The sequence below is a fragment of the Bordetella petrii genome (genome assembly GCF_017356245.1).
In the GTDB taxonomy this organism is placed as follows: domain Bacteria; phylum Pseudomonadota; class Gammaproteobacteria; order Burkholderiales; family Burkholderiaceae_B; genus Bordetella_A; species Bordetella_A petrii_D.
This window is the reverse complement of record NZ_JAFMZZ010000001.1, coordinates 1,167,656-1,191,333: the sequence shown is the minus strand read 5'-3', so window position 1 is coordinate 1,191,333 and position 23,678 is coordinate 1,167,656. Positions and strand designations below refer to the sequence as shown.

General features: G+C 64.8%; 19 protein-coding genes. 11 read left to right on the top strand and 8 right to left on the bottom strand.

The window, feature by feature from the left end; translation table 11 throughout:
- Position 1 precedes the first annotated feature (1 nt).
- The 8 genes from J2P76_RS05755 (at position 2) to J2P76_RS05720 (ending at position 9,774) form a co-directional block, all read left to right on the top strand.
- On the top strand, positions 2-1,102 hold the full coding sequence (locus J2P76_RS05755; protein ID WP_207405182.1) for a DegT/DnrJ/EryC1/StrS family aminotransferase: 1,101 nt from the start codon (positions 2-4) through the stop codon (positions 1,100-1,102).
- Positions 1,103-1,115: 13 nt separating this feature from the next.
- On the top strand, positions 1,116-2,210 hold the full coding sequence (gene wecB, locus J2P76_RS05750; protein ID WP_207405180.1) for a non-hydrolyzing UDP-N-acetylglucosamine 2-epimerase: 1,095 nt from the start codon (positions 1,116-1,118) through the stop codon (positions 2,208-2,210).
- A gap of 51 nt (positions 2,211-2,261) precedes the next feature.
- Complete coding sequence (locus J2P76_RS05745) at positions 2,262-3,290, top strand: MraY family glycosyltransferase (RefSeq protein WP_207405178.1); 1,029 nt, start codon at positions 2,262-2,264, stop codon at positions 3,288-3,290.
- Between the two features lie 30 nt (positions 3,291-3,320).
- Complete coding sequence (locus tag J2P76_RS05740; RefSeq protein WP_207405176.1) at positions 3,321-4,583, top strand: glycosyltransferase family 4 protein; 1,263 nt, start codon at positions 3,321-3,323, stop codon at positions 4,581-4,583.
- Between the two features lie 229 nt (positions 4,584-4,812).
- Positions 4,813-5,913, top strand: coding sequence for a glycosyltransferase (locus J2P76_RS05735; protein ID WP_242697306.1), 1,101 nt, complete (start codon positions 4,813-4,815; stop codon positions 5,911-5,913).
- Positions 5,910-6,611 carry a lipid II flippase family protein gene (locus tag J2P76_RS05730; protein WP_207405172.1) on the top strand — a complete coding sequence of 234 codons (702 nt, stop codon included), beginning with the start codon at positions 5,910-5,912 and terminating at the stop codon, positions 6,609-6,611. Before J2P76_RS05735 ends, J2P76_RS05730 begins: the two co-directional genes overlap by 4 nt.
- Complete coding sequence (locus J2P76_RS05725; RefSeq protein WP_242697305.1) at positions 6,586-7,854, top strand: hypothetical protein; 1,269 nt, start codon at positions 6,586-6,588, stop codon at positions 7,852-7,854. The genes J2P76_RS05730 and J2P76_RS05725 overlap by 26 nt, the downstream gene beginning before the upstream one ends.
- A 36-nt stretch (positions 7,855-7,890) precedes the next feature.
- Positions 7,891-9,774: a polysaccharide biosynthesis protein gene (locus J2P76_RS05720; protein WP_207405170.1), complete on the top strand. Its 1,884-nt coding sequence runs from the start codon at positions 7,891-7,893 to the stop codon at positions 9,772-9,774.
- A gap of 34 nt (positions 9,775-9,808) precedes the next feature.
- Here the strand turns inward: J2P76_RS05720 and J2P76_RS05715 are convergent, their stop codons facing one another.
- The 7 genes from J2P76_RS05715 to J2P76_RS05685 are packed head-to-tail and all read right to left on the bottom strand — an operon-like array spanning position 9,809 to position 18,963.
- Complete coding sequence (locus tag J2P76_RS05715) at positions 9,809-11,050, bottom strand: glycosyltransferase (protein ID WP_242697304.1); 1,242 nt, start codon at positions 11,048-11,050, stop codon at positions 9,809-9,811.
- Positions 11,022-12,086: a hypothetical protein gene (locus J2P76_RS05710; RefSeq protein ID WP_207405168.1), complete on the bottom strand. Its 1,065-nt coding sequence runs from the start codon at positions 12,084-12,086 to the stop codon at positions 11,022-11,024. The genes J2P76_RS05715 and J2P76_RS05710 overlap by 29 nt, the downstream gene beginning before the upstream one ends.
- A 31-nt stretch (positions 12,087-12,117) precedes the next feature.
- A complete protein-coding gene (gene wecB, locus J2P76_RS05705; protein WP_207405166.1) occupies positions 12,118-13,200 on the bottom strand; it encodes a non-hydrolyzing UDP-N-acetylglucosamine 2-epimerase in 1,083 nt (360 codons plus the stop codon).
- Complete coding sequence (locus tag J2P76_RS05700; RefSeq protein WP_207405164.1) at positions 13,200-14,465, bottom strand: glycosyltransferase family 4 protein; 1,266 nt, start codon at positions 14,463-14,465, stop codon at positions 13,200-13,202. The genes wecB (J2P76_RS05705) and J2P76_RS05700 overlap by 1 nt, the downstream gene beginning before the upstream one ends.
- Positions 14,462-15,718: a glycosyltransferase gene (locus J2P76_RS05695; protein ID WP_207405162.1), complete on the bottom strand. Its 1,257-nt coding sequence runs from the start codon at positions 15,716-15,718 to the stop codon at positions 14,462-14,464. The genes J2P76_RS05700 and J2P76_RS05695 overlap by 4 nt, the downstream gene beginning before the upstream one ends.
- Positions 15,711-16,982, bottom strand: coding sequence for a hypothetical protein (locus tag J2P76_RS05690; RefSeq protein WP_207405160.1), 1,272 nt, complete (start codon positions 16,980-16,982; stop codon positions 15,711-15,713). Before J2P76_RS05690 ends, J2P76_RS05695 begins: the two co-directional genes overlap by 8 nt.
- A gap of 58 nt (positions 16,983-17,040) precedes the next feature.
- The gene (locus J2P76_RS05685) at positions 17,041-18,963 is read right to left on the bottom strand and encodes an ABC transporter ATP-binding protein (RefSeq protein WP_242697303.1); all 1,923 of its coding nucleotides are present in this window, start codon (positions 18,961-18,963) and stop codon (positions 17,041-17,043) included.
- A 230-nt stretch (positions 18,964-19,193) separates the two neighbouring features.
- Between J2P76_RS05685 and J2P76_RS05680 the strand changes: the two genes are divergently transcribed.
- Positions 19,194-20,093: an NAD-dependent epimerase/dehydratase family protein gene (locus tag J2P76_RS05680; RefSeq protein ID WP_207405157.1), complete on the top strand. Its 900-nt coding sequence runs from the start codon at positions 19,194-19,196 to the stop codon at positions 20,091-20,093.
- Between the two features lie 34 nt (positions 20,094-20,127).
- Here the strand turns inward: J2P76_RS05680 and J2P76_RS05675 are convergent, their stop codons facing one another.
- A complete protein-coding gene (locus J2P76_RS05675) occupies positions 20,128-21,339 on the bottom strand; it encodes an O-antigen ligase family protein (RefSeq protein ID WP_207405155.1) in 1,212 nt (403 codons plus the stop codon).
- Between the two features lie 279 nt (positions 21,340-21,618).
- On the opposite strand from J2P76_RS05675, the gene J2P76_RS05670 reads away from it, so the two are divergent.
- Both J2P76_RS05670 and J2P76_RS05665 read left to right on the top strand, forming a co-directional pair.
- Complete coding sequence (locus tag J2P76_RS05670; RefSeq protein WP_207405153.1) at positions 21,619-22,185, top strand: CoxG family protein; 567 nt, start codon at positions 21,619-21,621, stop codon at positions 22,183-22,185.
- A gap of 37 nt (positions 22,186-22,222) precedes the next feature.
- Positions 22,223-23,665, top strand: coding sequence for an MFS transporter (locus J2P76_RS05665; protein ID WP_207405151.1), 1,443 nt, complete (start codon positions 22,223-22,225; stop codon positions 23,663-23,665).
- Positions 23,666-23,678: the final 13 nt, after the last annotated feature.

Below are 23,678 nucleotides of genomic sequence, written 5' to 3'. Positions count from 1 at the left end.
CATGCAATTCATCGATCTGAAAAAACAATACCAGGCGCTGCGCGACCCCATCAATACGCGCATCCAGGCCGTGCTGGACCACGGCCAGTACATCATGGGCCCGGAAGTCAAGGAACTGGAAGCGGCCCTGTGCGCCTACACCGGGGCGCGCCACTGCATCACGGTGGCCTCGGGCACCGAGGCCCTGCTGATGTCGCTGATGGCGCTGGGCATCCAGCCGGGCGACGAGATCATCACCACCTCGTTCACCTTCGTGGCCACCGCGGAAGTCATTGTGCTGCTGGGCGCCAGGCCAGTGTTCGTCGACGTGCAGCCCGACACCTGCAACATCGACGCCACCCAGATCGAAGCCCGCATCACGCCGCGCACCAAGGCCATCATGCCGGTATCGCTGTACGGCCAGTGCGGCGACATGGACGAAGTCAACGCCATCGCCGAACGCCACGGCATTCCCGTCATTGAAGACGCGGCCCAGAGCTTCGGCGCCACCTACAAGGGCCGCAAGAGCTGCAACCTGTCCACCATCGGCTGCACCAGCTTCTTTCCCAGCAAGCCGCTGGGCTGCTACGGCGACGGCGGAGCCATTTTCACCAACGACGACGCCATCGCCCAGGCCTGCCGCGAAATCCGCGTGCACGGCCAGTCGGCCCGCTACTACCACACCCGCATCGGCGTGGGCGGCCGCATGGACACGCTGCAATGCGCGGTGGTGCTGGGCAAGCTCGAACGCTTCGAATGGGAAGTCGCGCAGCGCATCGAAATCGGCGCGCGCTACAGCCGCCTGCTGGCCGACCTGCCGGCGGGCGCGGGCACCGTCACGGTGCGGCCCGACCGCGACAGCGTCTGGGCGCAATACACCGTCATGGTGCCGCAGCGCGACACCGTGCAGGCCAGGCTGAAAGAAGCCGGCATCCCCACCGCCGTGCACTATCCGCGCCCCATCCACGCGCAGCCGGCCTACGCCCAGTTCGCCGACGGCCCTGGCGCCACGCCCGTGTCCGACACGCTGGCCGCCCGGGTCATGAGCCTGCCCATGCACCCCGACCTCGACCCCGCCACCCAAGACCAGATCGTCGCGGCGCTGCGCGCCGCCCTCGCCTGACCGCTGCCTGCCCATGCGCAAGAAAATCCTGACTGTCCTGGGCGCCCGCCCGCAATTCATCAAGGCCAGCGTCGTCTCGGCGGCCATCGCCGGCCATGCCGGCCTGGAGGAGGTCGTCGTGCACACCGGCCAGCACTTCGACGCCAACATGTCGGATGTGTTCTTCGATGAACTGGGCATGGCCAGGCCCGCCCACACACTGGGCATCCACGGCGGCAGCCACGGCGACATGACCGGCCGCATGCTGATCGCCGTCGAGCAAGTCATGCAGCGCGAGCAGCCCGACGCGGTCATGGTGTATGGCGACACCAACTCCACGCTGGCCGGCGCGCTGGCGGCCGCCAAGCTGCACATCCCGGTGGCGCACGTCGAGGCGGGCCTGCGCTCGTTCAACATGCGCATGCCCGAGGAAATCAACCGCATTCTCACCGACCGCATCTCGCGCTGGCTGTTCACCCCCACCGAAACCGCCACCCGGCACTTGCGGGGCGAAGGTGCCGCCGCCGAGCGCATCGAGCAGGTCGGCGATGTCATGTACGACGTGGCGCTGCACCATGGCGCGCGCGTCTCGGAAACGGGCGGCGCGCTGCAGCGCCTGGACCTGGCGCCCGGCAGCTACGTGCTGGCCACCATCCACCGCGCCGAGAACACCGACGACCCGCAGCGCCTGCACGCCATCGTGCAAGCGCTGTGCAGCGTGGCGGCGGGCGGGCGCCCCGTGGTATGGCCGTTGCATCCGCGCACGCGCGGCATCCTGGAACGGCTCGGCCTGATCGAACAGGCGCGCGGCCGGCTGTGCCTGACCGAGCCGGTGGGCTACCTGGACATGGTGCAACTGGAAAAATACGCCATGCTGATCGCCACCGACTCGGGCGGCGTGCAGAAAGAAGCTTTTTTCCACCAGGTGCCCTGCGTGACGCTGCGCGACGAAACCGAATGGACCGAGCTGGTCGACGCCGGCTGGAACCGCCTGGTCGACGCCCGCTCGGCAGACGACCTGGAATCCGCCGTGGGCCTGGCCCTGCAGGCCCAGCCCCGGCCCATTGCGCCGTATGGCAATGGCGATGCCGCGGCCCGCATCGCCGCCGCGCTGGCGCAATCGGCCTGACTCTACCCGCGCGCGGCCCGGCCGGCGCGGATTTCTGTCCCGGACAACCCGATGACGCAACTTTTCACCCTGGCCGTCCTGCTGTGCGCCGTGGCCGCGCTGTCGGCGTTCGGCACCTGGAAAATGATCGGCTGGGCGCACCGGCGCAACATACTGGACACGCCCAACCATCGCAGCTCGCACACCCAGCCCACCGCGCGCGGCGGCGGCGTGGCGCTGGTGGCGGCTTTTTACGCCGGCGCCGCGGCCGCCTGGGCGGCCGGCCTGATCGAGCCGCGCACCGTGGCGCTGCTGGGCTGCGGCCTGCCCATCGCCATCGTGGGCTACATCGACGATGCCCGCTCGCTCAGCGCACGCACGCGCCTGGTCGTGCATGTGGCGGCGGCCGCCGCCGCGCTGTACGTGCTGTGGCCCCTGCCGGCGCTCGCCGTCGCCGGCCAGGCGCTGCCGGCGCCGCTGCGGGCCGCGCTGATGCTGTTCGGCCTGGTATGGCTGACCAACCTCTACAACTTCATGGACGGCATCGACGGCATTGCCGGCGGCCAGGCGCTGGCGGCCGGCCTGCTGTGGGGCTGGCTGGCGCCCGGGGCCGCCGGCGTGCCGGCCCTGCTGTTTGCCGCGGCCGCCATCGGCTTCCTGCTGTACAACGCCCCGCCGGCGCGCATTTTCATGGGCGACGCGGGCAGCGGCTTCTGCGGCTTTGTCGCGGGCCTGCTGGTGCTGCACCAGGCCCAGGTCACCGGCACGTCGCCGCTGCTGTGGCTGATTCCGCTCAGCCTGTTCTTCTGCGACGCCACCGTCACGCTGGTCACGCGCGTGCTGCGCAGGCAGCGCGCCAGCCAGGCGCACCGCTCGCATGCCTATCAACGGCTGGCGCGCCGGGCCGGCCGGCACTGGCCGGTCAGCGCGGGCTACTTCGCCACCACGCTGGTGCTGCTGGGCGCCCTGTTCCTGTGGGCCGGGCAGCAGCCCGCCGAGCGCGCCGGCTGGGCGTTCCTGGCCGGCGCGCTGGTGCCGGCGCTGCTGGCCGCCTGGCTGGGCGCGGGGCGCGAAGACGCGCCCGGCCCGTCCGCACACTAGCCCACCCTTATTCGCGAGTGCCATAGCCGCATGACGACTCCCACCCTCTGGTATGTACACCCCTATGCCGGCGGCCCCGGCGTGGGGCGCTACAGCCGCCCGTACGAACTGGGCCACGCCTGGCAGCAGGCCGGCGCGCGGGTGGTGGTGATCACGGCCGATTTCCACCACCTGCAGGACACGCCCGGCCAGCATCGCGGCGCCTGCGACATCGAGGGCGTGCCGTACGAGTTCCTGCGCACGCCGGCGTACCAGGGCAACGGCGTGGGCCGCCTGCTCAACATGGCCGCGCTGGCGGCGCAGCTGCTGCGCCAGCAGGGCGCCCTGCAACGGCGCTATGGCAGGCCGGACATGGTAATCGGCTCGTCGCCGCACCCGTATGCATTCCCCGCCACGCACCGCATCGCGCGCGCGTTCGGCGCCCGCTCGGTATTCGAAGTGCGCGACCTGTGGCCGCTGAGCCTGGTCGAACTGGCCGGCGTGCCGCCGTCCCATCCCCTGGTGCGCGCCACGGCCTGGCTCGAGCGCTATGCGTACCGCCATGCCGATGCGGTCGTGTCGCTGCTGCCCGAGACCGCCCGGTACATGCAGGAAAAAGGCCTGCCCGCCGAACGCTGGCACTACATCCCGAACGGCGTGGACACGGCCGCGCGCCCGTCCGCCGATATCTCGAACCCGCCCATCCAGCAGGCCCGGCGCTGGAAGGCCGAGGGCCGGCGCGTGGTGGTGTATGCGGGCGCGCTGGGCGTGCCCAACCATGTCGAATCGCTGGTGCAGGCCATGGCGGCGCTGCGTGCGCGCGGCGAGCAGCGCATCGCGGCCCTGATCGTCGGCCGCGGCGAACGCGCACAGCACCTGCGCGATCAGGTGCGCCAGCAAGGCCTGCAAGACTGCGTCGCGCTGTACGACCAGATCGCCAAGCGCGAAGTGCCGGCCCTGCTGGGCGCGGCCGATATCGGCTACATCTCGCTCAAGCCCGAACCCCTGTTCCGCTTCGGCGTCAGCCCCAACAAACTGTTCGACTACATGCTGGCGCGCCTGCCGGTGCTGTTCGCGGTGCAGGCCGGCAACAACCCGGTGGCCGACCACCATTGCGGCTACAGTGCGCAGCCCGGCGATGCCGCTTCGGTGGCCCAGGCGCTGCAGGCCTTCGCGGCGCTGCCTGACACCGAGCTGGCAGCCATGGGCGAGCGCGGCCACCGCTATGTTGTGTCAAAACATGGCTATCCGCAACTGGCCCAGCGCTATCTGGACATTGTGGATATGCAACACAAACGGGGCAAAGTCGGGTAACTTAATCTTACTTTTAGCCTAAACAGTAAAAGCGCCGCTCTTGGGGCTGCTGTGTATGACCATACGCCGCACAGACACATTTTGCCCAGGCTCGAATCACTTCCGTTGCATGTATTCCCCTTGAAACCCGTACATTGCAGAGCCAACCCGCTACTTAAGCAGGCTTGAACACGCAGTGTGCAATTCAATAAATAACGCTATTCCTGGCAATCCGCGCCGCGTCGCGCTATTGGGCGCCGCCAACAGCATCCATACCATCCGCTGGGCCAACGGCCTGGCCGAGCGTGGTATCGAGGTCCACGTCCTGACTCTGCATGCTCCCGGCCGCGGCCTGTCGCCCCAGGTGCATGTGCACCGGCTTGGCTGCCGGGCGCCGCTGGGCTATGCCCTGGCGGCGGGCCGCGTGCGCCGCGCGCTGGCGCAGATCCAGCCCGAGCTGCTCAACGCGCACTATGCCAGCGGCTACGGCCTGCTGGCCCGGCTGGCCGGCTTCGGGCCGACGCTGCTGTCGGCCTGGGGCAGCGACATCTACCAGTTCCCGCACAAAAGCAGGCTGCATCGCCGCATCGTGGCCGACAACCTGCGCTTTGCCACGTTGGTGGGGTCCACCAGCCATGCCATGGCGCGCCGCATCGAAGCCATACAGCCCGCGCCCATCGCCATCACGCCGTTCGGCGTCGACCACGTCCAGTTCTTTCCCTGTAACCGGCCCGCGCCCGCCGACGATGCGCCCATCGTCATCGGCGCGATCAAGGCCCTGGAACCCCAGTACGGCATCGACACGCTGCTGCGCGCGTTCCAGATCGTGGTGTCGCAGCTCGACCGCTCGCATCCCGACATCGCCCGCCGGCTCGAACTGCGCATCTATGGCAAGGGCAGCCAGAAGCAGAAACTGAAGAAACTGGCCCGCGAGCTGCAGCTGGACGAGCGCGTGGTGTTCGTGGGCTTCATTCCGCATGCCAAGGTGCCCGAGGCCCTGGCCACGCTCGATGTCTATGTGGCGCTGAGCCGGCAGGACAGCTTCGGCGTGGCCATCCTGGAAGCCTCGTCCTGTGGCGTGCCGGTGGTGGTGTCCGACGCCGACGGCCCGGCCGAAGTGGTGGCCGACAACGAATCCGGATTCATCGTGCCCGTAGATGACCCGGGCTTCGCCGCGGCGCGCATCGTCGACCTGGTGCTCAACCCCGAGCTGCGCGCGCAGATGAGCGCGCGCGGCCGCGAACACGTGCTGCAGCACTACACCTGGGACCACAGCCTCGACGTCATGCTGGCGGCCTATCGAAAAACGCTATGCTTGGCGGGTTCCGGCACGCGTTCCGACCCGCCATGACCCTGCTGATGCTGCTGGTGGTCGCCAGCTTCTCCGCCATTCATCTGCTCGAGTTCCTGAGCTACTACGCGCGCGTGGCCGGCAGCCTGGCCGGCAAGGCGGTCACGGGCTATGCCATCCAGAACGCCACCACCACCGTCACGCGGTTCTTCTACCTGGCGCTGATGCCCATGCTGGGCTTCCTGATCGACCGCAGCCTGCCCCGCCAGCACTACCTGTACATGGGCCTGGGTGCGTTGTTCGGCGCCACCGCGCTGTCGCTGCTGGCGTACAGCCTGCGCCGCCGCTGGATCGTGCGCCTGGCCAACTTCATCACCCGCAACGAAGGCCGCCCGCGCATGACGCTGGCCGACCTGCGCGATGAGCTCGATGGCGGGCAGCATCATGCCCCGGCCAGCATCGCGCCCCTGGCCGCGGCCGTCTTCCTTTGCTATGCGCTGGGGGTGCTGCTGTCGTATTACTTTGCGCTGGTCTTCCACGACTACCGCAGCACTATCTCGCAGCTCTCCGGCATCATCAATGGCGCCGCCACGGTGCTGCTGACTTTCATCCTGGAACCGCGCATCGCGCGCATTGTCGACAGCCATGCCCCCGGCCGCGTCTACGCCGCCGTGCAGCGCATGCTGCTGGGCCGGCTGCTGGCCGTCGGCATCGCCGCGCCCGCGATCTTCTATGCCATCTGCTCTGCTTTCTCCTGATTCCCCGCGCGGCACGCTGGCGCCGCGGCTGCTGGCCGCGGCCTGCGCGCTGATGCTGCTGGGTTCGTCGATCTACCTGGTGCCGCCCCTGCGGCCGTTCCATTGGGGCCTGGCCCTGATCGCGCTGGCGTTCTGCCTTGATGCGCAGACACGCCGCAGCTTCCTGCAAAGCCGCGTGCTGCCCGCCGCCGTGGCGGCAATGCTGCTGGTCTGTCTGCAGGCGGCATGGGCCGACAATCTGCCGCGCTATGCGCAATATGCGGTCATCCTGGCGATCAGCCTGTCTTATGCCCTGCTGGGCGAACACCTGGCCCGCCATGACAGCCCCTACCTGCGCTGGCTGCCCTGGCTGGTGGCTTTGTGGTTCCTGATGGCCCTGGTGCCGTGGTTCGACGTGCTGACGCATTCCGAACGCTTCCGCGAGCGCTTTCCCCTGACCGGCGGCCCCTGGGACAACATCAACAACATGGCCACCGCGCTGGTCGTGGCCAATCTGCTGTGGCTGCTGGCCAGGCGGCGCCTGTCCAGCGGCCTGTTTGCCGCGGCATGGCTGTATTGCCTGGTGCTGAACCGGCGCGCCGACATACTGGCCATGGCGGCGCTGGGCGCGATCTACCTGCTTTTCCTGATGCAGGGCTCATGGCGGCGCAAGGCGGCCATGGCGCTGGCCTGGGCCGCCATCAGCGGCGCCGGCCTGCTATGGCAGCAATACGACGGCACCAGCACCCGCGACTTGCCGCAGATCACGCTCAACGACGGAGAATGGGAACTGGTCGCATCCAAGGGCGACCAATCCACCGGGTCCCGCAAGATCCTGCTCATGGACATGGTGCACCAGGCCCGCGAAATGCCCTGGTGGCAGTGGGTGGCGGGCATGGGCGCGGGCCAGTTGAATGTCATGTGGCCCACGCGCGAAGGCCTGGTGCCCTGGGGATCGCCGCATTTCTTCTGGTTCGAGATGCTGTTCTACCTGGGCATCGCCTGGCCGCTGTTCATGCTGTGGCTGCTGTGGCGGCTGGACTGGCTAGGGCGGACCTGTCTGCTGGTGATCGGAATTGCCGGAATAGCGCCCAGTTCCATGGTGTATTTCCAGCCATTCTGGTTCCTGCTGGGCGTCATGCTCGCACAATTGCCCCGGCGCGCTTCGTGGCGGCACAAGGCGGCCGGCGGCAATACGCCGCAGGCCGTCAGGCCTGTCAGCCACCATGGCGGCGCCGCGGATGTCGCCGGGCGATCCCGGTAAAATTCGCCATCTCTCGACCCAGGTCCACGTTTTCGAATGTTCATGCCCGTTGCCTTGAGGCAATTTCTCGTCAACCTGCCGCGCCCGTGCAAGCAAATACTCGCGGCCACGCTCGACGCCGTGCTGCTGCTGGCGTCGTTCTACCTGGCATTGTGGGCGCGCTTCGAAGTTCTGTACGTCAACCACTACTATGCCATCCTGTCGCTGATCGCCTGTGCCAGCGGCATTGCGGCGCTGGCGGTGTTCCGCGTGTATTTCTACATCCTGCGGTACATGAACGAGCGGGTGCTGGTCGGGGTCACCTGCGGCGTCATTGTGTCGGTACTTACCGTCACCGCGGTGGACACCTTTCTGCGCCTGTCGCTGGGCCTGTCGCGCGCGGTGCTCATCATCTACCCCCTGCTGGCGCTGATCCTGCTGCTGGGCGTGCGCATCATCGCCCGCCGCCTGCTGTTTCCCGGCACGCGCGCAGTGGCCACCGGGCTGCAGACCCCGGTCATCATCTACGGCGGCGGCGGGCTGGGCTCGCAGCTGGCGGCGGCGCTGCGCGCCAGCCCGCACTACCTGCCGGTGGCCATGATCGACGACGATCCGCGCAAGCATCGCCTGTTCATGTCGGGCCTGCGCATCTACCCGCCGTCGCAGCTGGCGCGGCTGGTGGCCAAGTACCAGGTCACGCAATTGCTGATCGCCATGCCTTCGGCCTCGCGCACCCGCATCCGCCAGGTGGTGGACATGGCCGAACCCTTCCGCCTGCGCATCCGTACCGTGTCCAGCCTGCGCGAACTGGTCGATCCGCGCCGCGGGCCGCGGCTGCGCGACATCCAGGTCGAAGACCTGCTCGGCCGCGACCCCATTCCGCCCATCCCCGAGCTGCTGGGCCGCTGCGTCACCGGCCGCACCATCATGATCACCGGCGCCGGCGGCTCGATCGGCTCGGAACTGTGCCGCCAGATCCTGGAACTGCAGCCGCGCCGCATGGTGCTGTTCGAAATCTCCGAACCCGCGCTGTACACCATCGAGCAGGAACTCACCGCCCTGCGCAACACGGCCGGCAGCCAGGTCGAGATCATCGGCGTGCTGGGCTCGGTGCGCGACTACGAACACTGCCTGCTGCAGCTGCGCCGCCACGAGGTGCAAACGGTCTACCATGCCGCGGCCTACAAGCATGTGCCCATCGTCGAGCACAACGTGGCCGAGGGCATTCTTACCAATACCTTCGGCACGCGCGCCATGGCGCGCGCCGCCATCCAGGCCGGCGTGCAGGATTTCGTGCTCATCTCCACCGACAAGGCGGTGCGCCCCACCAACGTCATGGGCGCCTCGAAGCGCCTGGCCGAACAAGTGCTGCAGGGCTGTGCCCAGATCGGCTCCACCACCCGCTTCTCGATGGTGCGCTTCGGCAATGTGCTGGGCAGCTCGGGCAGCGTGGTGCCGCTGTTCCACAAGCAGATCCTGGCCGGCGGCCCGATCACGCTCACGCACCGCGACATCACGCGCTATTTCATGACCATCCCCGAAGCCGCGCAACTGGTGCTGCAGGCCGGCTCCATGGGCGAATCGGGCTCGGTGTTCCTGCTGGACATGGGCGAAGCCGTGCGCATCCAGGACCTGGCCGAGCGCATGGTGCACCTGTACGGCCTGACCCTGCGCGACGAATCCAATCCGTCGGGCGACATCGAAATACGCATCACCGGCCTGCGGCCGGGCGAGAAACTCTACGAAGAACTGCTGATCGGCGAAGACTCGCAAACCACCGAACACCCGCGCATCATGAAAGCGCGCGAACACTGCCTGCCGTTGTCGGACATGGAGGCCGGCCTGCAATCCATGCAGCACTACCTGCAGGCCAACGACATGGAAGGCGCGCTGCGGCAGCTGCGCGTTCTGGTGCCTGAATATGCGGCTGCCAGGCACTGAAGGCAGGGGCAGGCCGCGGCCGCCCCGGGCACTCCTAACGCAGCGCCAGCTTGTCGATGCTGGCAACCAGGCGCCTGCCGTTTTCCACGGTATTGAAGTATGTGCGCTGCGTATCCCGGGCATGGTTCCGCATGGCAAGATAATGTTCGCCTGAATCCAGAACCCTCAGCATTTCGCGCGCGCTCGAATCCAGATCGGGGGACTTCGGCAACAGTATGCCTGCCCCATCGCGCAGCATTTCGGGAATTCCGCCCACCGCCGTCGCCGCGACAGGGATGCCGAACGCCATGGCCTCCATGATGGAGACCGGCTGCCCTTCAGACAGGCTCAGGTTGACGAAGAAACTCACCGCATTGTGCCGATACCAGTCGCGAATGTACGAGTTGGGCACCTCGCCGTGGAACTCGAAAACCAGGTTCGCCGGCAAGTGCAGATCGCGCACACCGGCCTGATGCTGGGAACAGCCAAAATGGGTCCACCTGACGTTTCTCGGCGCCGATCGTTCGGCCAGCGCGATAGCCAGCTTCGCAATCAGCGGCAATCGCTTGTTGGCGCTGGCATAAGAACAGGACACCAGTTGAATCGTGTCGGCTGACGCAGGAGGCGTGGCGGCGGCGGGCTCGGGTGTTACGCCCAGCGGAGAGACGATGAACGCGGTAGCAATAGCCGGATATCGTTCAGCCACATAGTTGCGGGCCTGGTCAGACAAAAAAATGGCGCCGTCCAGCAGCGGCAGGGTCTGCTCCCGGTACGGGATATAACCCTTGTTATTGGACCGGTCTTCGTAAAGGTCATAGCCGTGCGCCCGAGTCACGCGGATCGATCCGTCGCGCGGCAGGAACCCGATGCCCGCCGCCTCTCCCTTGAACCAATAGGTATAGAGAACGTCGTAGGCGCCGGGTTGCGCGAAGCGCAGCATGCTCATCGCGCGAATGCTTTCTTTCAAGAAGTGGAGCACGCCTGACCATCTGCCATGGCGTATTGCTATTTTCGCTTCCCGCCAGAAGAACGCCTTGCGCAATAATCCGGCCAGCGTAACCGTCAAGCGCCAGGGGTGATACATGGCAGCCAGGCCGAGAACCACGTTGACGTCATGAGGCAAGTCTGGATCAAGACGCCCGACAGAGCGGACAGGCGCAATAGAGACGTCGTATCCCGCTGCCAGAAACGCCTTCAGGTCTGGCAGAATGAAGCCCTTTTCCCTCGCCGCAGCATCTGGATACCCATTGCTGATGATTAGCACTCGCCTAGACGGCATACGCAATTGCTCGTTCAAAGAAAGCTAGCCGCATGGACTCTTTTACACGATAGTCCAGCCGGCGAATAATGTCATCACGATCGATCGTCCGGCCTCTCCACTCGTCCAGGAAGCGGCGTATTTGCGTTGTCGACTGGCGGGCATTGCCTTCGAAATTTCCGATGCACAGGCAGTAGGCGGCGCCTGCCAGGTCGGGGTCGTCATAGCCGATGATTGTCGGGATTCCGTGGCCCAGATATTCGCGCGTTTTCAGCGGCGTTGCTTCCTGCATCTTTTTCCGATGCAATGCCAGAGTGCCAAAAGCCGCATCCGTCTTTTGGTACAGAGCGGCCAGCGCTTCGCCATACAGCGCGCCGTGGCAAATGAAATTCCCGGGTCCCTCCGAAGAAAAGCCGGGCACGACAATATTGAAGTCGCAATCCGGCATAAGGCTTGCCAATTCTCTGAGTTTGTCCAGGCCGTGCCAGGCCTGATCCGGAGACCCGACAAACAGCAACTGCGGCCGGGCATTGCAGGGCGGACGCCGCGGCAGGGTATCTACGATGTCGTATCCATTGCCGATCACTATGCGCAACGGCCTGCTTGCCTTGACGCTGCGGTCGATTTCCGGCGTAACCGAGACAATGCCCTGTGCGCGGCTAGGCAGGAACGACCGGGAAACCAGCTCCAACCCATACTTCACCATCGATCGCCGACGATATTCATGCAGGGCAATTGAATTGAACTCGACCACCAACGGTGCGACATCGCATGCGCGGACGGCGCCAGGCCACCACAGCACCTGGCGCATATACAGCACATCCGGGGCCCAATTTTTCAGCGTCGCCCGGATCTGCCGATTGGACCGCCATGCCGCCAGCGTAGGCTTGCCGCGCACCTCGTCGGCGAACAGGTACTCGATATTCTCGGCCTGCGGCCGCCCGGCCGGCCGGCTCAAGAGGAAATGGCGGACTTCGTTCCCGGCCGTCCGCCAATAGTCAGCCTGCATTCGAATCTTCTTGCCGACGCCGGATTTGCCGGCAGGGGACTCAAAAGTTAAATAGGCGATCTTCATTGCGCTGGAATGGCCATCTTGCCGGAAATGTTCAAACCACCAGAGTCTGCAGGGCGGATACGATGCGCTGCGCCGCTTTGCCGTCCCAAAGCTCTGGAATGCCGCCCTTTTTCCATTCGCCGCGCACAATGCTGTTGATCGCCTCGCTCAGCTTTGTCAGATCGTTTCCGACCAGCTCATTGGTTCCTTCGGACACGGTTTCCGGGCGCTCCGTCGTGTCGCGAACAGTTATGCACGGAATTCCGAGCACCGTGGTTTCTTCCGTCACGCCGCCGGAATCCGTAATAACTCCCAGGGCGTGCTCGACCAGGTAATTGAACTCCAGGTACGGCTGTGGATCGACCGTGTGAATATTGGCCGGAAGCCCGGAGATCTGCGCCAGAATCTGCCGCGTCCGGGGATGCACGGGAAATACTATGGTCTTGTCCGGCGCGCTTGCCCCCGCGGCGTGAAGCAATCCCGACAAGGTGGATACCTCGTCCACGTTCGACGGCCGATGCAGCGTCAAGACCAGATATTCGCCGGGCTGCAGGGCCAATGCCTGCCAGAAGGACGGCGGCTGGAATCGATGGCGATTGGCAAGCAGCGTGTCGATCATCGTATTGCCGACGAACACGATGCGTTCCTCACCCACGCCGGCCTTGAGCAAGTTGTCATTGGCCACTCGGCTGGTGGTGAAGAACCAGTTCGTGATGGCGTCGGTCACGAGCCGGTTGATTTCCTCGGGCATCGACCAGTCATGCGAACGGATCCCGCCCTCGACATGCCCGACAGGTATTCCGGCTTTTTGCGCGACGATGGCGCATGCCATGGTGGACGTCACATCGCCCACCACCAGACACAGCCTCGACGGCTGGGAGCGCAGCAGATTCTCATATCCCACCATGATGGCGGCCGTTTGCACCGCCTGGCTGCCAGAGCCCGCCCCAAGGTTCACATCCGGCTCGGGGATGTTGAGCTGCACGAAAAAATCATGAGACAGCTTGGCATCGTAATGCTGCCCCGTATGGACAAGGCGATAACGCAGCCTGCTCTGGCCATTGCGCAGGGCGTGAATGATGGGAGCAATCTTTACGAAATTTGGCCGGGCGCCGGCAATGATATCGATCAGCATCAATTTGGATAAAACTGGCGGGTTTCAGTGTCGAAGGACGCGTACATGGCGCGGAGACGATGGGCGTCGTGATGCCAGGAAAAGGTTCCCAGCGCGGCTTCCTGCCCCGAGCGGCCCATCGATTCGCAAGCCGCCGGGTTCTCGTGCATCCAGATCATTTCCTGCGCCAGGCTATGGGCGTTGTCGGCCTCGAATATACGCCCGGCTCCGCTGCCTTCAACAATGCGGGCCAGCGGCCGGCAGTTGCTGACCAGCACCGGCTTGGCGCAAATCATGTACTGGAACAGTTTATGAGGCACTGTCGTCTGAGTGTGCTCGAAATTGCGGTGGGGAACCAGGCAGACATTGCTGGCCATCACATAACTATTGACTACGGAAAACGGCTGCCAGCCGATGATTTCGACCGCGCCCGACACCTGCAGCCGCCTGGCATGCGCTTCAATGGCCTGCCGCACGCGGTCGGACGCGCCGACGATCAGCAGCCTGAAATTGGCGATCTTGCCCAGTATTTCAGGCAGCGCATCGAGTACGGTGTCCAGCCCTCTGTGCGGCCCGATGCCGCCGATATAGCTGGCGACCCAGTAATCCCGGTACTGATCCGTAATGGCAACGTCGGCCGAGGCGGGATCGAACGTAAAAGTCGTTCTGTCTTCGGTGTTCGAGACAACTTCGATGCGCTCTTCCGCAATTCCGTATTGAACCAGCCGTTCACGCGCTTCCGGAACGACGATCAATATCCGGGCGCATTGGCGCAGCGCCCTGGCCTCGTGGAACTTCATTAATGCGTAGTTCCATTTCAGGCTTTGATACCAGCGCAGCAATGTCGAATACTGCCGACGGTATGCCTGATGGGCCGCCGGAAGGTTCTCGTGCAGGTCCGCGACGACCGGCAGGCCGAATTCCTTCGCAACCGCCAGGACAGTAGGCACCATCAACAAATCATGGACATGAAGCACCTGGGGCTTTTCCGACCGGATGAAATCCCGCAGCACGGAATCCCACCAGGGGAACCGCATCGCCATCGCACAGAAAAGCTGCGCCAGGCGCCCGCGCTTTGCCTTTACGCGCTTCCGAAGCACCGTGACCGAGCGCGTGCCCTCCAGCACGGATCGCTCCGGCGCGCCGGCATCGCCACATGACGTCAGGATCGAAACCTGATGGCCTGCCTGGTCCAGCGCCTTGGCTTCTTTTTCTACGCGAATGTCCGGCGGGAACTTGCGCCCGGCGGTATCGAGGATCATTCCGATGCGCAAAGGGCTATTCATGGTTGCTCGCCTCCATGGCCAGCCCCGCCGGCTGGCGTCTCGGGCCACAGAATTTTGGCATATTGACGCGCCAGCAGATCATAAGAAAAATTTTCCACATCGAAAGAGAAATGCGTGGGCGACGACAAAATGCCGCTCAAGCGCCGCAATACATCTTCTGTTTTCACATTGATAGAGTGGCCCAACGAATGGCGCTTGATCAGGCTATCTATCTCACCACCGTAGTTCAACGAAATCACCGGCACTTTCAGGGCCGCGTACTCGTATATTTTGGTCGACAAGGGCACCGGAAACATATCGGCGTTGAACTGAAGGGCAAAATCCGAATCCGCCACGACGCGCAAGGCCTCGTTTTGCGGCAACACGCCGAGATAATCGATCACACCGGCATCGAATAATGACCGGTATTTTCCATGAATCGACGCCGGCACGCTGCCGGCAAACCGGAGTTTGAGCGGCTGCGTGTCATTGAGCTTCTGGACGGCGGAAAACAGCAGATCGCACACCGAGTCACGGTTATTGGAAATATTGCCGATATGGCTCAGCACGATGCCGGGGCGAATCGATGGTTCGGGCCGGTCGAGCTTGAAGATGTCCGGATCGAAGCCGTTATGGACGACTCTCACGTCAGCCGCCGGGCAGATCCCCTGGTACACGTCCCGCAACCCGCTGGTGACCGTAACGACCGTGTCGGCGGCGCCGAGCGCCTGCCGCATGCGACGCTCGATTGCGGCATGGCGCCAGCCATTGTCGCCGTAGCGCCCGGGCAGCAGCCAGGGATCGCGCAGATCCTGCACCAGCCGCAAGCCCGGGTTGCGGGCCTTTACGACAGACGCCCAATAATTGGCTTGAAACGGATGGCCAGTTGCGGCTACCACCCGGATGCCTTCTTTCTGGATCAGCGCGTCGGCCACGGGCAGCAAATGCCTTCCCCAGTACTGGGCCTCGTCGTCAAAGAAAATTACGTTGTCGATAAATCGAAAGCCATACCGCCGCAGCGCCCGTACGGGCTTCCACGGCAAGCGCATGGATTTCAAGCGATGCGGATAGAAAGACGGAATGCGCGTGATCTTGATATTGTCGTGCCGCACGTCTTCAGCCAGGGAATTGGGGGCTCCCGCCGGCCAATCATAGGCAATGACATGCACAACGTTGCCCTGGCGGGCCAGATACTTTGCCAGCTTGCTCCATCGAAATCCGCCCACGCCTCCAAAGGGAGGAAATTTATAGGCAATAAGAAGCACTTTATTCATGCTGAGAGCCTGCCGGGTCTTCTTCTTGAAGTTCGATCAACGCGTGAAACTCTTTCAACGGCATGTCCAGGAATTTTTTTAGGGCTTGGGCATCCAACGCCTGCCCGTCGAAAATGACCGGCCCCAGCGACGATGCCCGGTAGTCTGTTATCTGCCGAATCGGGCGCACGAACAGGGCTTTATGGCCGGCTTCCAGGCGCTCGAAAATCACATTCGAGCCTCGCGACATGCCGAGCTCATAGAGATGATGGCATTGCGAAGAACGCACTCCCTCCGGGTTGAGCGCCACATTGGCCAACGCCAGCAGCTCCCGGTAGTGAGACCGGGCGGTTTCACGGGTTTCGACCGACGGATGGTAGAACAACGTGAAAGAGACATCCGGCATGGCAATGGCCATACATCGGACCTCATCCAGGAATAGCGTTTCTTCTTCCAGTTCGCGCTTCAGATAGTCGGATGTATGCACGCCCAGATCCATGCGGGCATAGGCTCCCGAGCAATAAACGGCAACCCTGTTTTTCCGAAGCGCCCGGCCTTCTTCACGGGCCGAAGAGATGCCGGGAAAGTAGATATTGTGGAAGCCCGTTATTTTTTCGGCATCGAACCGCGCCCCCGCTTGCCTGTAGGCCGACAACGCCCATGCATTGCCCAGCATCACTTCGTTTGCAGCCAGGTTGTCCTGGTGCGACACGAAGGCACGGTTGATGTAATAGCAGGAAAAAACATCCGCGGCGGATTTGAACCAGGCGCTCAAGAAGAACGTGGGCAGGCCATAAGAATGGCCGACCCATATGATCTTTTTCGGTTGCAGCGCCGCCAGGCGATCGAACGCAATCACGGCCTGCACGTACGGAAGCGACACCTTGTCGACCAGCTGCCTTTCTGCGCGGGGCAGCAGAAGGCTTCTTGCACGCAGGCGCAGAAGGCCCGCAATCGCTTTCCAGGCCGCCCGTACAGATCCCGGCGCGACGAAATCCAGCGGCTCGATTTGCAGCGGCTGCTCATCGATGAACAGGCTCTGCAGATTGCCGCGCAATTCCTGGTTTTTCGCGGAAGCCTCGGAAACGCAAAGCAGCGACACGCCGTGGGCCGCCCCCGCATGCCGGCCCGGCTTTCTGGTTGCGGCCACGAGCGAACGAAGCGCCCAGCGCAGCGCCAGCCAGGTAGTGGCTGGCTTATATTGAATTTCCGCGCTCGCGATCTTGTCTTGCAGCAGCTGCATCTGCAATTCGGAAAGATCGAGTGCCTGCGCGAGCGGGGACATGTGTTCTTTAACTGGAGTCATGCCGGCGAGATTCCGGGCCGCCTGCAAGGCAAGACGATCACGGCGCCCCCTCCGCGCCAACGATCTCGGCATAGGAGCCCACGCGGCGCACTTTGCCGTCGGCCAGTTCCACCACGCGATCACAGGCGCGCAGCGTGGTCAGGCGATGCGCGATCATCAGGATCGTGACGTCTCTTCCCAGCGCTTCGATAGACTCCATCACCATGGACTCCGTGCCGGTGTCCAACGCACTGGTCGCCTCGTCGAAAACGATGATGTCGGCTTGCTTGTACAGCGCGCGCGCGATTCCTATGCGCTGCCTCTGCCCGCCGGACAGCCGTACGCCGCGTTCTCCGACCACCGTGTCATAGCCGTCGGACAATGTGGAAACATACTGGTCGAGCTGGGCGCGCATCGCAGCATGCTCGACACGGCCGCGATCGACCTGTTCGACCGGCGCGCCGAAGGCTATGTTCTCGGCAATCGACGCATCAGCCAGGTAGATTGCCTGTGGAACATGGGCCAGCCGCGCCTGCCATGCGCGGCGCGATGCCGAATCGAGAGGCCGCCCATCCACCGCTATGACGCCGGACGATGGCTCCAGCAGGCCCATGATGAGGTCCATCAGCGTACTTTTTCCGCTTCCCGTCTTGCCGATGATGCCTACGCGGCTGCCTTTCGGAATATGCAGGTCAATGCCCCCGAGGACTTCGGGGCTGTCCGGCCGATAGCGAAAGGAAACGTTGCGCAGCACGACGCCAGAGCCGTCGTTCTGAATGACTTGCGGGCCGTTCCCTTCGAGGCCATCGGGCTTTGCCGGCATGGGCAGCTCGAGCAGCGCAATGACGTCAATCAGCACGGCGCGATTCCCGCTGACCTGGGCCCAGGATGTGTAAAGCTGCTGCATCCGGGGCAACAGCTTCTGGGCGCCAAAGGCCAATGCGCCCAATACCGGCACCTGGGACGCCAGGCCTGCTCCGTTTCTTGTGCCCCACCATGCCATGCCCACCAACAGGGCAATGCCTACAGACTCGATCACATAGCGCGGCACGACCCCCAGGAAAGCGTTGGAGGCCAGCGCGAGACGCTGGGTGGTGTTGACACTGACAAAGCGCGAGATGAACAAGGACTGCGAGCTGTCGAGCAGCACGTCTCGAATTCCGCCCAGCCCCTCTTGCACGGACCGGACACGCAACCCTTCGCTGCGGGAAATCAGCTTGCCGTTTTCCCGCAGGCGGCGCCGAACGAGATACGTCGTGACAAGGTACAGGCCGCCGAAGAACACCATTGCCACGATGGCCGCCGTTGCATCTATGCGCATCAGCACGGCTATGATCGCGACAACCACGGCCAGCGACGTCACCCCCAGCACCAATGGCGCGATTACGCCGCTTACGACCGTATTGGCCTTGTTCATACTGGCGATTACCTCGCTGGTATTCAAGGACACATGGTACGCATATGGCTGGTGAAGAATCCGGCGATAGATTTCCGCGCCGATATCCGCGCCCAACGCATAGCTGAACTTGTAGTTGACCCAGGCGAGCAAGGTCCGGATCACCGTTGAAACCACCGCGATGCCCACGAACATGAGGGACAGCGTGGTGAAGCTCATGTCGCAAAAGACACGGCCGGCGCCATCACCGCAAAATACTCCGTCGGCACCCATCACCGCGCCAAGGAACGGCACGATCATCCCCAGAGATGCCATCTCGGCCACCGAACCGAACAGCATCAGCACCAGCAGGCCCCAAAACTGCCACTTTCTGCGGGCAGACATCTGGCCATACAAGATGCGAAACGCTCCTATAATCGAATCCTGTTTTTTATCGTCACGGCGAGCCTGCTTTTTCATTTCGGTTTTTCTATAAAAATATCGAGCTGCCTGCAGCCCCTGCTTTACGGCGGAATTGATCGGTGACCCTTCCCGCCGCCCAGCTATGTGTGTCTCGCCCTGCTTCGAATTCGGCGCCAGCGCCATGGCCGGCGTTCATTCTGCCATGGGCAAAAATGCTTAACAACGAACCGATTCAGGCCGTTCCGCGGCTGTCCCGGCCCGAACAAATGTGATTGCGGACGACCTGCCCGCCCGATTACTTCCCGGCGCGGGTGGCATATATTTGACTATATTTCGCGCCCTGCCTTCGTGAAGGTATGGATCGAGTACATGCATTCCTGTTGATCCAACGGCAGGAATCGACTGGAGAACCGGTGAAATTGATCATGACCGGCGCCAGCGGCTATATCGGCCAGGCGCTGCTGCGGCAGGCCCGCGGCCAAGGACATCAGGTGGCGGTGTACGCACGCCGGCCCTTCGAATCCGGCGGCATCGCGGTACTGCCGTTCGGCGCTCCTGTCCCCGACGAATTCCGGCAGGCCGACGCCCTGATCAATCTGGCGGGCCGCGCCCACACCACCGACGCCGGCGGCGCCCATGACGCCTTCGACGAGGCGAACCACCAACTGCCCCTGCGGCTGGCCGAACAGGCGCGGCTGGCCGGCGTGCGGCGCTTCGTGCATGTCAGCTCGATCGGCGTGCATGGCAACGCCAGCGCGCAGCCGCTGACCGAAACGTCGCCGCTGGCGCCCGACACGCCCTATACCCGATCGAAGGTCAAGGGCGAACAGGCCCTGCAGGCCCTGTACGCGGCCACGCCGCAGGCGCTGGCCATTGTGCGCCCGCCCATGGTGTACGGCCCGGCCTGCCCCGGCAACTTCGCACGCCTGCGCAGGCTGCTGCAAACCGGCCTGCCCCTGCCCTTTGGCGCCATCGATGCCCGCCGCTCGTTCATGTTCGTGGCCAACCTGGCCGATTTTCTGCTGCATTGCGCGGCGCACCCGGACGGCCATGGCATCTACGTGGCGGCCGACGGATCCGACTACGCCGTGCCCCAGTTGCTGCGCGCCATGGGCCGCGAATTGGGCCGGCCGGCGCGGCTGTTCCCGATGCCGCCCGCCTGGCTGCGCGGCGCGGCGCGGCTGGCCGGCCTGCGGCGCGAAATGGACAGCCTGACGCGCCCCCTGCTGGTGGACTGGGCCCGCGCCCGCACGACGCTGGGCTGGGCCCCGCCGGCAAGCCCCGAAGCCGCGTTGCGCCTGAGCCTGGCCTGAAGGGCGGCTGCGCCCCCGAAGCGCGGGCATCCGCTCAGGCCGATGCCCGGGCCGACGCCTCGCCGTTGCGGCGCGGATACGTCAGCGCCAGCATCACACTGACCCAGATGGCATAGAACGATACCGTGCGCATGCCGCGGAACATCAGCTCGGTCAGGCCGAAAATGGCGAACCCCAGGCAGATGCTCAGGCCCATGGCGGCCGCCGTGCGGATGGCCCGGTCGTCGTGCCCCAGGCGGCGGGCGAAATACCAGGCCGGCAGCAGGTAGATGACCAGCAGGCCGAACAGCAGGCCCACGGTGCCGTACTGCGCCAGCACATAAAGCATGTCGTTGTGGGTTTCGCCGTAAGTCCGCGCCACATCGGCCGACACCACGCCGCGCTTCTGCAGAGCATCCAGCGTGGGCTCGAAACCCCGCTCGCCCACGCCGAACAGCGGGCTGGTTTTCCACATTTCAATGGCCGCACGGGCCAGCTGCACGCGCACGCAGACCGAGGTATTGCGCAGTTCGTGCACCTGGCATTCCTTCCATTGCTTGACGCCGGCCTCGACGCGATCATTCAGCGCATCATTGGCCGCGAAGATGCCGCAGCCCACCGCCACCGCCACGCCCACCGCCGCCAGCCGGCGCGACCAGGGCACGCGATTGTAGGCACAGACGCCGATCAGCAGAAAAACCGGAATGGCCAGCCAGCCCGAACGGGTCTCGGACGCGATGAAACCGGCCAGGGCCAGGCCGCCCACCGCCAGCTTCAGCGCGATCTCGGTGCGCTGCCAGCGCGTCAGGCGCCAGCCGATCGACAGCCATGCCATGACCGCGAACAACAGCGTCAGGTTGCCGAAGGTGACCGCGTTGTAGGGCGTGTACGCGGCCGTATTGGGGCGCGAGCCCGCCAGGAACGGCGGGAACAGCAGCAGCCACGCGGCCGTGGCGGCGCCGGCCAGCAGCCCCCACTGGATGTGGCGCAGCGTGGCGGGGCGCGAATACAGCAGCAGCCAGGTCATGGGCAGCATGGCGGCGGCGCGGATGGCGCGTTCGAGGCCCGCGCCGCTGAACTGGCCGTGATAGGCCTGGCTGGCCAGCACCGACGCCAGCACCAGGGCCATGCCCACCCCCAGCGGCTTCCAGGTGTCCCAGAAGCCAGGCATGCGCCACGACGGCGCACGCGCCATCCCGGCCAGCCCCACCACACAGGCCACCATCAGCGTATAGAAAATGACGCTGGCCGCGCTGGACACTGTCATCAGCAGCGGCGGCGATACCGCAATAAGGAGCGGCAGAATAGCGGCCCAGCTTATTCGTAAGAACACCTAAAACTCCGTGCGCAGGCTGCGCGTAAGAGCCGCCATGCAATATCTAATGTCGGCCGCAATTTTAGCCGTATCTAAATATTAAATTGCGATACATCACATTATTAAATGCTAACGTGTTGCAGAAGTGCCGCGAATGACGCGTTTGCCCCGTTGGCGTGACAACTGCGTCCATCAGGGCCACAATGGACTGGAGCACATAAGGAGACAACCATGCGCATAGCCGATGCCCAATGGATTCCCTCCACCCCACATCAAACGTGGGATGCCTTGATGGACCCCGAGGTGCTGCAAAAGTGCCTGCCGGGATGTGTCAAAGTCGAACGCCGCACCCCCACCGAATACGCGCTTTCCCTGCATGCCAGCGTAGGGGGTGTAGAAGCCGGTTACGAAGGCGAGGTGCTGCTGTCCGAACTGAACCCGCCCCACAGCTGTTCGCTGGCCTTCGAGGGCAAGAGCCAGACGGCCTGCCTGGCCATCGGCACCGCCCAGCTCACCCTTACCCCCAAAGACGAGGGCACCCGGCTGGCGTACACCGTGGCCGCCATGGCGGGCGGAACCCTGAGCAAAGTGGGCGAACCCATCCTGATGAAGGCCGGCGGCAAGCTGGTCGAGAAGTTCTTCGGCGCCTTCATCGACCACATGGCCAGGCTACCGCGCACCGCCCCGCCGCCCGAGCCCGAAGAGCCCGAGCACGGGCTGGCGTCGTCGCGCTGGTCATGGCTGGCCGTGGCGGCGGTGGTGCTGGTCATCCTGGGTTATCACGCGCTGTATAAATAGGTGAAATCCCTAAGCCTGCGATGATATCCTTGGCGCCATGACGACGCCCGCCGCGCCCGCGCCCGACACTTCCCCCGAACCTCCCCGCTCCCGGCGCGACCTGCTGATGGCCATGGCCGGCGTCTCGGCCACCGTGGTGCTGGCCGCATTCGATTCCACCATCGTCAGCACCACCCTGCCGCGCGTGGCCGAAGCCCTCAACGGCATGGCCCTGTACGCCTGGGTGGGCACCGGCTACCTGCTGGCCACGGCCGCCTCCATCCTGATCTTCGGCCGGCTGGGCGACCTGTTCGGGCGCAAGCCGCTGATGCTGCTGTCGGTGTCGATCATCGCCCTGGGCTCGATCGCCTGCGGCCTGGCCCAGTCCATGGAACAGCTCATCGCGTTCCGCACCCTGCAGGGCATCGGCGGGGGCATGATGATCGCCACCGCCTTCGCCGCCCCCGCCGACCTGTTCCCCGACGCCAAAGAACGGGTGCGCTGGCTGGCGCTGGTGTCCGCCGCCTTTGCCATGGCCAGCGGCGTGGGGCCGCTGCTGGGCGGCGCGGCCACGCAGGCGCTGGGCTGGCGCGCGGCCTTTTTCATATCCCCCATCGCGGCGGTGGCGGCGCTGTTCCTGCTGGCGCGCTATTTCCCGCGCATCCGGCCGCTGCACGCCGGGCAAGGCGGGCAGCGGGTCGACTGGCTGGGCAGCGTACTGCTGGTCATCGCCGTCAGCGCGCCGCTGGCGGCCATGGAACTGGGCTTTGCCTCCGGCGCCCACGCGCACCCCATGCTGGCCCTGGCCCTGGCGCTGGCCGGGGTGGCCGCCATTGCCTTGCTGCTGCCCTACGAAAAGCGGGTGGCCTCGCCCATCTTCCCGCTGCGCGTCATCGCCCAGCGCGAGTCGCAGCTGCTCAACCTGGCCGGGCTGGCCGTGGGCGCGGTGATGTTCATCCTGATCTTCTACAGCCCGCTGCTGCTGCAGGCCGAAATGGGCTACACCCCCAGCCAGGCCGGCCTGCTGCTGACGCCGCTGGTGGCCGCCATTCCGGTGGGCAGCATCATCAACGGACAATTGTTTCCCAAGCAGAGCGAGCCGCAGCGCCTGATGGTGTTCGGCGGCGGCCTGCTGGCGGCGGGCTCGCTGATGGTGCTGGCGTTCGGCCCGGGCACGTCCACGGCCTGGATCCTGGCGGCGTTTTTCGTCAACGGCTGCGCCCTGGGCTTCTTGCTGCCCAACCTGACGCTGTTCATACAGATGCTGAGCGAGCGCCGCGACCTGGGCGTAGCGTCGGCGCTGGTGCAGACCACGCGCGCCATCGGCAGCGCGGCCGGCACGGCGCTGGTCGGCATTCTCATCGGGCGCAGCTCGGTGCTGGACGGCGTGCGCATCGGCCTGGTGTTCTGCGCGGTGCTGGCAGTGGGCTGCGCCTATCTGGCGCACCGCGTCAAGATGAAAAACATCCTGACCCGTGCCGCCGCCCGGCACAAACCCTGACTGGAACCCTGAC

Bases quoted from the DNA above. Each gene is read 5' to 3' on its own strand.
- J2P76_RS05710 (WP_207405168.1), bottom strand. From the start codon at position 12,086: ATGAAGATCGCCTATTTAACTTTTGAGTCCCCTGCCGGCAAATCCGGC.
- J2P76_RS05745 (WP_207405178.1), top strand. From the start codon at position 2,262: ATGACGCAACTTTTCACCCTGGCCGTCCTGCTGTGCGCCGTGGCCGCG.
- J2P76_RS05690 (WP_207405160.1), bottom strand. From the start codon at position 16,982: ATGTCCCCGCTCGCGCAGGCACTCGATCTTTCCGAATTGCAGATGCAG.
- J2P76_RS05695 (WP_207405162.1), bottom strand. From the start codon at position 15,718: ATGAATAAAGTGCTTCTTATTGCCTATAAATTTCCTCCCTTTGGAGGC.
- J2P76_RS05725 (WP_242697305.1), top strand. From the start codon at position 6,586: ATGCCATCTGCTCTGCTTTCTCCTGATTCCCCGCGCGGCACGCTGGCG.
- J2P76_RS05670 (WP_207405153.1), top strand. From the start codon at position 21,619: ATGCGCATAGCCGATGCCCAATGGATTCCCTCCACCCCACATCAAACG.
- wecB (WP_207405180.1), top strand. From the start codon at position 1,116: ATGCGCAAGAAAATCCTGACTGTCCTGGGCGCCCGCCCGCAATTCATC.
- J2P76_RS05675 (WP_207405155.1), bottom strand. From the start codon at position 21,339: ATGACAGTGTCCAGCGCGGCCAGCGTCATTTTCTATACGCTGATGGTG.
- wecB (WP_207405166.1), bottom strand. From the start codon at position 13,200: ATGCTGATCGATATCATTGCCGGCGCCCGGCCAAATTTCGTAAAGATT.
- J2P76_RS05700 (WP_207405164.1), bottom strand. From the start codon at position 14,465: ATGAATAGCCCTTTGCGCATCGGAATGATCCTCGATACCGCCGGGCGC.
- J2P76_RS05665 (WP_207405151.1), top strand. From the start codon at position 22,223: ATGACGACGCCCGCCGCGCCCGCGCCCGACACTTCCCCCGAACCTCCC.
- J2P76_RS05730 (WP_207405172.1), top strand. From the start codon at position 5,910: ATGACCCTGCTGATGCTGCTGGTGGTCGCCAGCTTCTCCGCCATTCAT.
- J2P76_RS05755 (WP_207405182.1), top strand. From the start codon at position 2: ATGCAATTCATCGATCTGAAAAAACAATACCAGGCGCTGCGCGACCCC.
- J2P76_RS05685 (WP_242697303.1), bottom strand. From the start codon at position 18,963: ATGGCGCTGGCGCCGAATTCGAAGCAGGGCGAGACACACATAGCTGGG.
- J2P76_RS05720 (WP_207405170.1), top strand. From the start codon at position 7,891: ATGTTCATGCCCGTTGCCTTGAGGCAATTTCTCGTCAACCTGCCGCGC.
- J2P76_RS05740 (WP_207405176.1), top strand. From the start codon at position 3,321: ATGACGACTCCCACCCTCTGGTATGTACACCCCTATGCCGGCGGCCCC.